At 66.6% G+C, this 12,163-nt stretch carries 10 protein-coding genes; 6 read left to right on the plus strand and 4 right to left on the minus strand.

Features of this window, described 5'->3' with window-relative positions; translation table 11 throughout:
* Positions 1-133: 133 nt before the first annotated feature.
* Positions 134-2,302: a M1 family metallopeptidase gene (locus ACTJKF_RS28100; RefSeq protein WP_440628025.1), complete on the minus strand. Its 2,169-nt coding sequence runs from the start codon at positions 2,300-2,302 to the stop codon at positions 134-136.
* Positions 2,303-2,946: 644 nt separating this feature from the next.
* On the opposite strand from ACTJKF_RS28100, the gene ACTJKF_RS28105 reads away from it, so the two are divergent.
* From ACTJKF_RS28105 to ACTJKF_RS28115, 3 genes are all read left to right on the plus strand, one after another.
* A complete protein-coding gene (locus ACTJKF_RS28105) occupies positions 2,947-3,441 on the plus strand; it encodes an LEA type 2 family protein (RefSeq protein WP_440628027.1) in 495 nt (164 codons plus the stop codon).
* A gap of 134 nt (positions 3,442-3,575) precedes the next feature.
* A complete protein-coding gene (locus tag ACTJKF_RS28110; RefSeq protein ID WP_440628028.1) occupies positions 3,576-4,709 on the plus strand; it encodes a methyltransferase in 1,134 nt (377 codons plus the stop codon).
* 89 nt (positions 4,710-4,798) lie between these two features.
* Entirely contained in the window at positions 4,799-5,689 is an 891-nt protein-coding gene (locus ACTJKF_RS28115) for a class I SAM-dependent methyltransferase (protein WP_440628030.1), read from the plus strand.
* A gap of 73 nt (positions 5,690-5,762) precedes the next feature.
* Here the strand turns inward: ACTJKF_RS28115 and ACTJKF_RS28120 are convergent, their stop codons facing one another.
* Together ACTJKF_RS28120 and ACTJKF_RS28125 are read right to left on the minus strand one after the other, a co-directional pair.
* The gene (locus tag ACTJKF_RS28120) at positions 5,763-6,335 is read right to left on the minus strand and encodes a DUF1415 domain-containing protein (RefSeq protein WP_440628032.1); all 573 of its coding nucleotides are present in this window, start codon (positions 6,333-6,335) and stop codon (positions 5,763-5,765) included.
* Positions 6,336-6,417: 82 nt separating this feature from the next.
* Positions 6,418-7,038 carry a TetR/AcrR family transcriptional regulator gene (locus ACTJKF_RS28125; RefSeq protein ID WP_440628034.1) on the minus strand — a complete coding sequence of 207 codons (621 nt, stop codon included), beginning with the start codon at positions 7,036-7,038 and terminating at the stop codon, positions 6,418-6,420.
* A gap of 219 nt (positions 7,039-7,257) precedes the next feature.
* On the opposite strand from ACTJKF_RS28125, the gene ACTJKF_RS28130 reads away from it, so the two are divergent.
* The 3 genes from ACTJKF_RS28130 (at position 7,258) to ACTJKF_RS28140 (ending at position 10,801) form a co-directional block, all read left to right on the plus strand.
* A complete protein-coding gene (locus ACTJKF_RS28130; RefSeq protein WP_440628043.1) occupies positions 7,258-8,541 on the plus strand; it encodes an MFS transporter in 1,284 nt (427 codons plus the stop codon).
* Between the two features lie 149 nt (positions 8,542-8,690).
* Entirely contained in the window at positions 8,691-9,296 is a 606-nt protein-coding gene (locus ACTJKF_RS28135; RefSeq protein ID WP_440628036.1) for a nitroreductase family protein, read from the plus strand.
* Between the two features lie 254 nt (positions 9,297-9,550).
* Entirely contained in the window at positions 9,551-10,801 is a 1,251-nt protein-coding gene (locus tag ACTJKF_RS28140) for an Hsp70 family protein (protein ID WP_440628038.1), read from the plus strand.
* Between the two features lie 86 nt (positions 10,802-10,887).
* On the opposite strand, the gene ACTJKF_RS28145 is transcribed toward ACTJKF_RS28140, so the two are convergent.
* A protein-coding gene (locus tag ACTJKF_RS28145) for an IS3 family transposase (protein WP_440623306.1) occupies positions 10,888-12,110 on the minus strand; the annotation gives its coding sequence in 2 pieces (ribosomal slippage) (positions 10,888-11,742 and positions 11,745-12,110; 1,221 coding nt in all).
* Positions 12,111-12,163 lie beyond the last annotated feature (53 nt).

Here is a 12,163-nt window from a genome sequence, read left to right on the forward strand (position 1 = left end):
GCGCCCTGGCCCGCGCCGCGCCAACCGCGGCGAATAAAAAAACAGGCCCCGCATGCGAGGCCTGCCGAAGGACGTGAAGGGTTGAACGCCGGCCGGCGTCGCGAACCGCGCGGCACCGGCCAGCCGGACCCCGTTACTGAACCAGCGTCTTGCGCGGCTTGAACATGCCCTGATAGCGCAGCGACGGACGTTCCTTCTCCGTCGGCGCGATGCCGCCGAAGCTCGGCGTCTGGCGCAGCTTCATCGCGGCCGGCGAAGCGACCGAGCCGATCGACGTCGAACGCGAAGCCGGCGCGAGGTTGTTCGCGACGAGCAGCGCGGCCTCGCTCTTCAGGTTGGCGAGCAGCACCGGATCGACCGAGCTGTTGACCTGCGTGAGCAGGCCGCTCCACGCGGCGTCGCTGTAGTTCACCACGTAGTAGTCGAGACCGCTTGGATCCGCGACCACGCCCGTGCAACCGTCGATCCGCGTTTGCGTTTGCGTATCCTTCAGCGCGAGTGTCGTGTGTTTCGCGAGACCCTGGCCGTACGCGAGCGTGATCGGTACCGTCCACTGCAGGCCCGGATACGCGTTCTTGTTCGGGAACGGCTGCTGTTTCAGCGTGACGATCGTCTGGTTCTTCGTCATGTCGCACTGCGTGTCGAGCGAGATCAGCGGCACGCCCGTCTGGCGCACGTAGCTGTCGCCGATCGGACCGACCGGCTGGCCGCTCGCCTTCGACAGCGCGTCCCACAGGCGCTTCGGCGTGCCGTTGCCGAACGAATAATCGACCAGGTACTGCTGGAGACCCTTGCGCAGCGTCTGCTCGCCGAGATAGTTCTCGAGCGTCTTCAGCACGTGGCCGCCCTTGTCGTACGTGAACGCGCTCGCGCTCAGCACGAAGTCGTTCGACGCCCAGTCGTTGAAGTTCGGTGCGACCGGGAACGCGTTCGGGCCGATGTCGCGATTGATCACGCGGTACTTGTTCTTCACCTGATCGAGCCAGCTGAACTCGTCGGGGAAGAACTGGATCGTCGTCTTCGTCTCGAAGAACGTCGCGAACGACTCGTTGAGCCAGACGTTGTCCCACCAGTCGGCCGTGACGAGATCGCCGAACCACTGGTGCGCGACTTCGTGCGTCAGCACCTCGTTACCGTACTGCGACATCGGCTGGCCAGGCTGCGGCAGGATGTCGTCGGCGAACTCGAGGATCGAGCCCCAGTTCTCCATTCCGCCGAAGTTGAGGTCCTTCTGCGCCTTGAACGCATCGTTCGCGGCGACCGTATCGAATTTCGTCAGCGGCAGCGGGATGCCCGTGTAGCGGTAGTAGAAGTCGAGCGCCTGCTTGGTGCGGTCCATCGCCGGCTTTGCCCAGTCGCTCATGCCCGGCGGCGTGAACACGCGCAGGTGCAGGCCGCCCTTGCCGCCCGGCAGCGGGCTCGTGAAATTGTCCTCGTAGGTGTCGAACATGCCGCCGCCGAAGAACAGCAGGTACGACGGCATCGGCGGGGTCTTCTCGAACTGCACCAGCTTGTAGCCGCCGCCGACGTTGGTCGCCGGCTTTTCGGCCGCATTCGACACGACGCGCCAGCTCTGCGGCACTTCGGCCGTCACTTCATAAGTCGGACGGAAGGCCGGTTCGTCCCAGCCCGGGAACCACTGGCGCGACAGGTTGGTTTCGCCCTGCGTGAGGATCGCGCCGCTCGTCGTGCCGTCGGTGCCCTTCAGGTCGACGCGGAACACGCCTTCCGCGGCCGAGCAGCCGGGATACGGATCGTTGCCGCAACTGCCGCCCGTCTTCGCGACCGGATCGTCGTACGACTTGAAGTTGATGATGCCGGACCACTCCATGTGCAGCGAATAGTTGCCCGGCGAGATCGTGCCGCTCACGGGGCGCAGCTGGTAGAAGTCACCCTTGTCCTGCGGCGTCGCGATCAGCTGGATGTTGCCCGGCTGCAGCGTGATGCGGCCGTTCGTGAACTTGATCCGGTGGCCTGCGATCACGATGTTGTTGACCGGCTTCAGCACCTTGATCTCGACGTCGGCGCGCCCGTCGAACGCGTTCAGCGCGTCGTTCGGGCGGAACCACAGCCGGTAATTGACCGGTACCACGGTGTCCGGCAGTTCGACGGGCGACACGCTCTTGTCGAGATTGGACGCGGCCGGCGGCGTATTGACGGCGGGCGACGAGCTTGAGTGCGGCGCGCCGGCGGAGCTGAGCGCGGACGCCGAGCCCACGCCGCTGTCGTCGCCGCCGCATCCGGCGAGTGCGAGTGCGGCGACCAGCGGCAGATAACGCATCTTGTGAATGTTGATCGACATGACTGAAACCTCGATTGTTGAAAGGATCGTTCAGTGCTGCGAAAGCGCCGGCAAAAGCAATCCCTCGCCGTTAATCAATGGCGACGAGAAATGGCAATGACGGATTATTCGAAAAGACGGCCAGCCGACTACGTGAAGGTAATCATGGTTTACTGCCCCCTCTGTGTTTCCGGATGTCGGTTAACTTGTCGGTTCAAAATGGCCGGGCGCGGGTTGTACTGAATTGATTTCGCGCGCACGACACGGGGCCGCCCGCCCTGCGCGGGCGTGCATTCCCTTTGAACCGACGACCCACGGGGCTGGCCGTACCAGGCCGCAGGACGGAAGGACGGCGTGTCGCCGTTCCGTAAAATCGCCGTCATGCGGCTTGAAGGTTTGTCGGCCTGCTCGAAGGATGCGTAAATATACTTGATGGTTTTGAGTAAAGGAAACGAAAAAATTAGAAATTGCTTCTCTTGGGTTTTTCGCGGGCCATTGAATGCTGGAAGGCATTAATTCGCTTTTCGTTTGGCTGGTTGTTCCCGTAGTTTTAATCTATTAACGATCTCGGCGATGCGTGAAAACTACGAATCGGCGCGTGCCGCGGCGCGCTCGGTACAATGCATCGACAACGTGTTGATCGATTGCTGAAAGGAGGCCAGCCCATGCCACGCGCCCTGTTCCGTATCGCTTCGCTGCGCGCCGCGCTGCTGTGGTTCGCCGCCGTGCTCATGCTCGGCGGCTGTGCCGGCCTGACGCGCGAGCCCGTGAACGTAACGGTCGCCGGGCTCGACCCGCTGGTCGGGCAGGGCCTCGAGATGCGCTTCAGCCTGAAGCTGCGTGTGCAGAACCCGAATGACACGCCAATCGAATACGACGGCATGTCGGTCGCGCTCGACCTGAACGGCACGCCGTTCGCGAGCGGCGTCAGCGATCGCTCGGGCGTCGTTCCGCGTTTCGGCGAAGCGGTGATCGACGTGCCCGTTTCGGTATCGGCGTTCGCCGCCGCGCGGCAGGCGTGGAACCTGCCCGGCGCGGCCGCGAACGGCGAGCTGCCGTACGCGCTGCGTGGCCGGCTCGCCGGCGGCATGCTCGGTACCGTGCGTTTCAGCGATGCGGGGACGTTGCGCATGCCGGCCACGCCGGGGTGGGGCCAGTAGGCAATGCCCCGGCCGCGGCCGCTGAAAGGGGCGGGAACGCCGCTTTGCCGCGCGCGCAAAGCGCGGTATGGTGTGGTCCGCGCGGCGCACGCCTGTAGCGCCGCCTGTCTGTAGCCAACCGTAGCCGAGCTCGCGTGACCGATTTCCCCGTTTTCCACTGGACCGACGCCGACGGCGCCGAACATGCCGTGCGCTGGCGCTCCGAAGCCGGCGTGCAGCCGCCGAAGCGCGCCGTGCGCGCCGACGACAGCCTCACCGCCGATGCCGCGTACCGCCTCGCGTGCGAGGGTACCGCGCTTGTCTGGCAGGGCGACTTCCAGAATGCGCGCCAGCTCGTGCAGGCGATGGCTCGCCGAGTCGAACGCAAGCCGAAGAAGGCGAAGGCCGCGGTCGGCGTCGACGCATTCAACCTGCACCGGCTCGCGCAATCGCAGCGCGCCCGCACACTCGGCATGCTGCTGATCCCGCTCGACGCCGACTACACGATCCCGCTGCGCCGCGCGCCCGACGTGCGCGCCGCGTGCGAGGAAGCGTACGGGCCGGGCGGCGCGCCGTCGGTCGTATCGCTGCGCGAACTGCTCGGTCTCGTCGGCGCGCACGAGTGGCGCAAGAAGGGCGTGCCGATTCCGGCGCTCGGCGGCGCGCCGATCCATCCGCATTACGGCGTGTTCTCGCCGGTGCGCGGCGAATACGTCGAACTCGTCGCGCGCGCGCCGCTGCCCGCGACGTCGCTGGCGTTCGATATCGGCACGGGCACCGGCGTGCTCGCCGCCGTGCTCGCGTCGCGCGGCGTCGAGCGCATCGTCGCGACCGACCAGGATCCGCGCGCGCTCGCATGCGCGCGCGAGAACGTCGCGCGGCTCGGCCATGCCGATCGCGTCGACGTAATCGAAGCCGACCTGTTTCCGGCAGGCCGCGCGCCGCTCGTCGTCTGCAACCCGCCGTGGGTGCCCGCCCGTCCGAGCGCGCCGATCGAATATGCGGTCTACGACCCCGACAGCCGGATGCTGCGCGGTTTTCTCGCGGGGCTCGCCGACCATCTCGAACCGGGCGGCGAAGGCTGGCTGATCCTGTCCGATTTCGCCGAGCATCTCGGCCTGCGGCCGCGCGAGATGCTGCTGCAATGGATCGATGAAGCCGGCCTCGTCGCGCTGGGCCGCGACGACATCCGTCCGGCGCACCCGAAGTCGGCCGACGCGGACGATCCGCTGCACGCGGCGCGGCGCGCCGAGGTCACGTCGCTCTGGCGACTCGGCGCGCGAGCCTGAGCGCGCATTTTCGGTAAACTATCGCCATTCCTCACGAATTCCCGCCGCCGGGCCGCGGTCAACCGACCGTGGCCCGGCGCCGCTTCACGATGTCGAACAAGACCTACGAAATCCGTCCGGAGCAGTCCGTCGAGCTGCTGAAGGAACTGCATATCCTGACCCGCGACGGCAAGCTGAACCAGGACAGCCGCCGCAAGCTGAAGCAGGTCTATCACCTGTTCCAGTTCATCGAGCCGCTGCTCGCGAGCGTGCAGGCCGACAAGAGCAATGTGACGCTCGTCGATCACGGCGCCGGCAAGTCGTATCTCGGCTTCATCCTGTACGACCTGTTCTTCAAGCAGCAACCGGGGCACGGCACGCCGGCGTTCGCGTCGCACGTGTACGGGATCGAGACGCGCGAGGCGCTCGTCACGCGTTCCACCGAACTCGCCGAGCGGCTCGGCTTCGGCGGGATGTCGTTCCTGAACCTGTCGGTCGCCGATTCGATCACGTCGCCGCAGCTGCCCGAAACGGTCGATGTCGTGACCGCGCTGCATGCCTGCGACACGGCGACCGACGACGCGATCCGCTTCGCGCTCGCGAAGCATGCGCAGCACATCGTGCTGGTGCCGTGCTGCCAGGCGGAAGTCGCGGGTGTGCTGCGCAGGAACAAGGGCAAGTCGCTCGCGAACGCGCTGACGGAAGTGTGGCGGCATCCGCTGCATACGCGCGAATTCGGCAGCCAGATCACCAACGTGCTGCGCTGCCTGCAGCTCGAGGCGCATGGCTACCAGGTGAGCGTGACCGAGCTGGTCGGCTGGGAGCATTCGATGAAGAACGAACTGATCATCGCGCAGTACAAGAACCTGCCGCGCCGCAAGCCCGGCGAGCGGCTCAACGAGATCCTCGGGATGTTCGGGCTTGCCGAACTGAACGAGCGCTTCTTCGTGCCGGCGCCCGCGGCGGCGGCCGGCGAGGCCGTCGAACCGGCCGCGGAATAAGCCGACCGAGCCGACCGAGCCGACGAATCCGCGGCCCGTCTGCCGCGCACCCGGCCGGCCGTCGCGCGACGCGTCAGACGTCGTCGCCCGGCCGGCGCATCCATTCGTGCCAGCCCTCGTGGCCGAGACGGCGCAGCGTTTCCTGGTTTTTCTCGTAGATCGCGGACGCGTCCGGAAACGCGTCGACCGCGCGCGCGATGCTGTCCTCGCGCAGCAGGTGCAGGATCGGATACGGCGCGCGGTTCGTGTAGTTCTCGATGTCGTCGGCTGCGCTGCCTTCGAACCGGTACTCGGGATGGAAGCTCGCGATCTGCAGCACGCCGTCGAGCCGCAGTTGCCGCACCAGCCGGTCGGCAAAGAACAGCGCATCGTTGTAGTCGACGAAATCCGCGAACGCGTGCGGATAGATCACGAGGGTCGTATCGACCTGCTGCGGGTCGGCCGCTTCGAGCACGCGCAGTTCGGTTTCGAGATCGGCGAGCGCATCCTCGAGCGTCGTCGCTTCGCTGATCGCGTAACGCACCTGTTTCTTCACATACACGCTTTTCGCGAACGGACACAGATTGAGCCCGATGACCGCGCGCGCGAGCCAGTGCCGCGTGGCGGCGAGAATGTCGTCGTGCGAGTCGGGGCGGGTGTCGGTCATGGCGAGGGCAGTCGGGCGAGGCGGCAGCGAGGGCCGCATTGTAGCCGGAGCGGGCACGCCGGCCTCTGGCGTGCGTCGCCCGTCACGCGCACGCGGCTTCGATCAGTTGCGTGGCCAGCGCGGGCGCGGTGCCGATCGGCGTTTCGCCGTGTCGGTAGGTCTGGCTGGCCGCGTAGATGCCTTCGACCACGAGCGCGAGCGATTCGGCGAGCGCCTGTGGCTGCCGTGCGCCGGCGCCTTCGCACAGCGCGACGAGCCGCTTCATCAGCTGTTCCTTGTTTTGCGCGACGCGCTCGCGCGCCGGGTGCGACGTATCGGGGAATTCGGCCGCGACGTTGACGAACGGGCAGCCGCGATAGTCCTTCTGCGTCGCCCGCTCCGCGAGATCGACGAAATACTGGATCAACTGCGCCTTCGGCTGGCCCGGATGCTTCGCGACGCTCGCATCGAGACGCTCGAAGAAGCACGCATCCATCCGTTCCAGATACGCGAGGATCAGCTCGTCCTTCGACGAGAACTGGCGGTACAGGCTCATCTTGTTGACGCCGGCGAGTTCCACGACCGCCTCGACGCCGACCGCGCGTACCCCTTCCTTGTAAAACAGCTCCTCGGCGGCGCGCAGCAGATGTTCCTGCGCGGCGGCTGCGGCGATCGGCCGGCGCGTGCGGCGTGCTGGCGGCTTGGCGGCCTCGATGCCCGACATGATGACCCTCGACTGCGTGATGAATTGCTTGACATGTTACCGACTGGTCACTACGATCGCAACAAACTTGTGACCGATCGGTAACAATGCCGGTCGGATCGACAGACAAATGCCGGGTATCGGCCCGGGTCAGCCGATGCAGCGTGCGGCGGAGCTGGCCTGGTAGTGTGGCGGAGCAGGCGCATGGGTGCCGGTCGCCGCCAACTGGAGAACGAGAACATGAACTGGGCAGTGACACGAATCAGCGGGCGCTTCCACTACGGTTGGCTCGCGGCGGCGGTGGTTTTCCTGATCCTGCTGGCGGCGGCCGGCACGCGCGCGACGCCGAGCGTGCTGATGGTTCCGCTCGAGCGCGAACTCGGCTGGAGCCGCGCCGCGATTTCGCTGGCGATTTCGGTGAACATCGCGCTGTACGGCTTGACGGGCCCGTTCGCGGCCGCGGCGATGCAGCGCTTCGGGCTGCGGCCGACGATCCTGGCCGCGCTGGTGACGATGAGCGCGGGCGTCGCGCTGTCGTCGATGATGACGCGGAGCTGGCAGATGGTGCTGATCTGGGGCCTGATGGTCGGCTGCTCGACCGGTGTCGTCGCGCTGACGCTGTCCGCGACCTTCGTCACGCGTTGGTTTCATGCGCGGCGGGGCCTCGTGATGGGCATCCTCACCGCCAGCACGGCCACCGGCCAGCTGGTGTTCCTGCCGATGCTCGCGGCGATCGCGCAGCATCACGGCTGGCGCCCGGTCGTGCTGGTCGTCGCGGTGGCGGCCGCGATCGTGATTCCGCTGGTCGCGTTCCTGCTGCCCGAGCGGCCGGCCGACGTGAAGCTGCGTCCGTACGGCGAGCCCGCCGATGCGCCGGCCGCACCGGAGGCGACGAAGGAGAACCCGCTCACGGTCGCGTTCCGCACGCTGGCGACGGCAAGCCGCTCGCGCGATTTCTGGCTGTTGTTCTTCAGCTTCTTCATCTGCGGCGCGAGCACCAACGGCTACGTCGGCACGCACCTGATCGCGATGTGCAGCGACTACGGCATGACCGAAGTGCAGGGCGCGTCGCTGCTCGCCGCGATGGGCGTGTTCGACCTGTTCGGCACGACGCTGTCGGGCTGGCTGTCCGACCGCTACGACAACCGCGTGCTGCTGTTCTGGTACTACGGGCTGCGCGGGCTGTCGCTGATCTACCTGCCGCATGCGTTCGGCATCGATTTCTTCGGGCTGCCGCTGTTCGCGATGTTCTACGGGCTCGACTGGATCGCGACCGTGCCGCCGACCGTGCGGTTGGCCACCGACGTGTTCGGCAAGGCCGCGGCGCCGGTCGTGTTCGGCTGGATCGTCGCCGGTCACCAGCTCGGCGCGGCGTTCGCGGCGCTTGGCGCGGGGCTGCTGCGCGCGAGCCTCGGCACCTATACGATCGCGTCGATGATATCCGGCGGCCTCTGCATCGTCGGCGCGCTGATCGTGCTGCGGATCAACCGCGGCCCGTCCCGCGCTGCCGCGCAGGCGGCCTGAGCGCGGCCGGCCCTGCGCGGGTGCGGCCGGTCAATGCACGATCGGTGCTTTGCATTGCGCGGGATGATCGGGCGCGTGACCGCTCAAGCGGTTATGCTTGCGGTTCGCCGGGCGTTCGCGCCCCTTCATCGATGTCAGCGAGGAACCGCATGTCCGTCAAACCTGCTCCCACCACTGTTTCGATTCACGACCTGATCTCGGGCCGCTGGAGCCCGCGTGCGTACTCGGATGAGCCGGTCGGCGCCGACGATCTCCACGCAGTGCTCGAAGCCGCGCGCTGGGCGCCGTCCGCATACAACGCGCAACCGTGGCGCTTCATCGTGTTCGACCGCACGCAGGACGAAGCAGCGTTCAAGCGCGCATTCGCGACGCTGGTGCCGTTCAACCAGGGCTGGAACGCGCCGGCGCCGGTGCTGATCGCGGTGACCGCGCACACGCTCACGCCGAAGGGCGAACCGGCGCCGACCGCACTGTACGACGCGGGCGCGGCCGCGATGTCGCTGGTGCTGCAGGCGCACGCACTGGGCCTCGCCGCGCACCAGATGAGCGGCTTCGACGCGAAGGCGTTCCGCGACGCGTTCGCGATTCCGGCGGACGTCGCGATTCCGGCGATCATCTCGCTGGGCCACTACGGCAACGTCGACAAGCTCGACCCTGTGCTGCGCGAGCGCGAGAAGGCGCCGCGTACGCGTCATGCGATCGGCGAAGTCGTCTATGCGGGCGCGTGGAAGAAGGGTTTCGACGCCGCAGCCTGACCCGGCCGGCGGATGGGCATGCGTCGTGCAACCCGTCCGCATCGGTTGCCGGCGCGCTGCAAGCGGGCGGTGGGCGGCGGGGATGCGTCGAGCACTTCGTCCGCCTCGGTTGCCGGCACACCGCAAGTGCGCCGGCCCCCCACCCCGGGCCGGTTGCGCGGCACCGGTGGCCGCCCCGGTTGTGATCCGGCGGGCTTCATGTTAAAAAGCCCGTCCTTTCCGTTTTCGCGCCGGCCATGCTGCGGCACCTTCCCATGACTTACTGCGCGATCGATTTCGGCACGTCCAATTCCGCCGTGGCGCTGCCCGACGGCGATGGCATGCGCCTCGCGCCCGTCGAGGGCGACCACCTGACGCTGCCCACCGCGATTTTCTTCAACAACGACGAGCAGACGGTCGAATACGGCCGAGCGGCGCTTGCGTCCTATATCGACGGTTTCGACGGCCGCCTGATGCGGTCGATGAAGAGCATTCTCGGCTCGCCGCTCGCGGAAACCACGACCGATCTCGGCGATGGCAGTGCGATGGCGTACACGGAGATCATCGCGCGCTTCCTGACGCATCTGAAGCGCAAGGCCGAAGCGCGCGCCGGTGCGCCGATCGGTCGCGCGGTGCTGGGCCGGCCGGTGTTCTTCGTCGACGACGATCCGCGCGCCGACCGCCTCGCGCAGGACCAGCTCGATGCGGCCGCGCAGTCGGTCGGGTTCACGGACGTGCATTTCCAGTACGAACCGATCGCGGCGGCGTTCGACTACGAGTCGCGCCAGCAGGCCGAGCGGCTCGTGCTGGTGGCCGACATCGGCGGCGGTACGTCGGACTTCTCGCTGGTGCGGGTCGGGCCGGAGCGGATGGCGCGCCTCGAGCGCAAGGACGACGTGCTCGCACACCACGGCGTGCACGTCGCGGGCACCGATTACGACCGCCGCGTCGAACTCGCGGCGATCCTGCCCGCGTTCGGCTATCGATCGCTCGATCCTGAAGGTCGCGAACTGCCGAACCGGATCTACTTCGACCTCGCGACCTGGCACCTGATCAACACGGTCTACACGCCGAAGCGGCTGGGTGAACTGAAGCTGATGAAGCACCTGTACCGCGAGGTTCGGCAGTACGACCGGCTCACGCGGGTGGTCGAGCAGCGGCTCGGGCATGGTCTGATGGCGCGCGCGGAAGAGGCGAAGATCGGCGTCGCGGCGGGCGGGGAGACGATGATCGACCTGAACGACGTGGAAGAGGATTTGCAGATCGCGTTCGACGCGTCGCGCCTCGTCGATGCGAGCGTCGACGACACCGCGCGCATCGTCGATGCCGCGCGCGAAACGGTGCGGCTCGCGGGCGTCGCGCCGCGCGACGTCGGCGCGCTGTATTTCACCGGCGGCTCGACCGGGCTCGCGTTCCTGTCGGGTGCGCTGGCCGGCGCGTTCCCGGATGCGCAGCCGGTGTTCGGCGATCGCCTCGCGAGCGTGGCGACCGGGCTCGGCATTCACGCGCAGCGGCTGTTCGGCTGAACCAAGGGAAGGCCATTCGGACAGCGCCGGCCGAATGGCGGCCGCGCCGGTGTCAAGTCCTGGAATAGGTTGACAGTATCCAAGCGCTAAAACGCCCGATGCACCGCATCGGGCGTTTTGTATTTCAGGGCGGCATGTGGCCGCTCCTGGTTGTAGATGCGCACTGACTGCTCGACCATCTTGACGGCCTGAGCAAGGTCGGCGGGACGTTGCAACAAGAACTCGCCCTTAAGGATGCCGTTGATTCGCTCGGCCAGCGCGTTCTGATAGCAGTCGTAGCCGTCCGTCATCGAGCAGCGCAGGCCGTGGCGCCGGTGGATGTCCTGATAGTAGGTCGAGCAGTACTGCACCCCGCGATCGGAGTGATGGATCAATGGCTGGCGGCTCTGGCGCCTGCGCAACGCCTTCTTCAACGCCTGGCTAACCTGTTCGGTCTGCAGGCTGTCGTGAACGTGATGTCCAACGATCTTGCGCGAGTACGCATCCGTGACCAGGCTCAGATACACAAACCGACCCGCTGTGGGTAGGTACGTGATGTCGGCTACCCACACCTGCTCGGGGCCGCTCGGCACGATTTGATCCGGCCCGGGTTTCAGTAGATTCGGATGGCGCCGGAAGTGATGGTGGCTTTGCGTTGTCTTGTGATACGCCCGATGCGGCACGACCAGCAGTCGCGCGGCGCGCAGCACATCGAACAGCCCATCTCGCCCCAGCTTGATGCCGCGCTCGACCAACGCCGGCCCAAGCAGGTGATGCAGTTTGCGTGCCCCAAGCCTAGGCTGGCGCAGTCGCACGTCGCGCACCAATGCCGTCACGGTCTCGGCTTGCGAGCAGCGGCGCGCCTCGCTGCGACATCGCTTGTAATACGCTTGGCGACTGATGCCCATGTAGCGGCAGGCTCGCTCGACGCTCAGCTTTTCGATCCGCTTTTGCGCAACGACCTGCCCGAAGGCTTTTTTACGGTGATCCCGTAGTCCTTGCGCATCACGTCGAGCACGGCCTCGAACAGCGCCGCTTTCTCCTGCGCCTCGCGCAACTGCGTCTCCAACTCCTTGATGCGCTGCTCCGGTGTGAGTGGCTTTGAGTCTGGCTTTGGCATGGTGCAACCCGATCGCGCACGGCCGGATGGATCGGCCCAATCCTGCAAGCCGTGCTTACGTAACCATACCAGTACGGTCGAGCGTCCCTGGATGCCGTAGCGCTGCTGCGCCTCTTTGTACGTCAGTTCGCCTTTTTCGACCTGCGCCACCACCGACAGTTTAAAAGCCAGGCTGTAGTCCCGCTGCGTCCGCTTGTTCCCTTGCTCCACTTGGCACCTCTTCGCTTCGGCGAAAAAGTGTCAACCTATTCTAGGACGGGTCA

It is taken from the genome of Burkholderia sp. 22313 (assembly GCF_052045245.1).
Classification (GTDB): domain Bacteria; phylum Pseudomonadota; class Gammaproteobacteria; order Burkholderiales; family Burkholderiaceae; genus Burkholderia.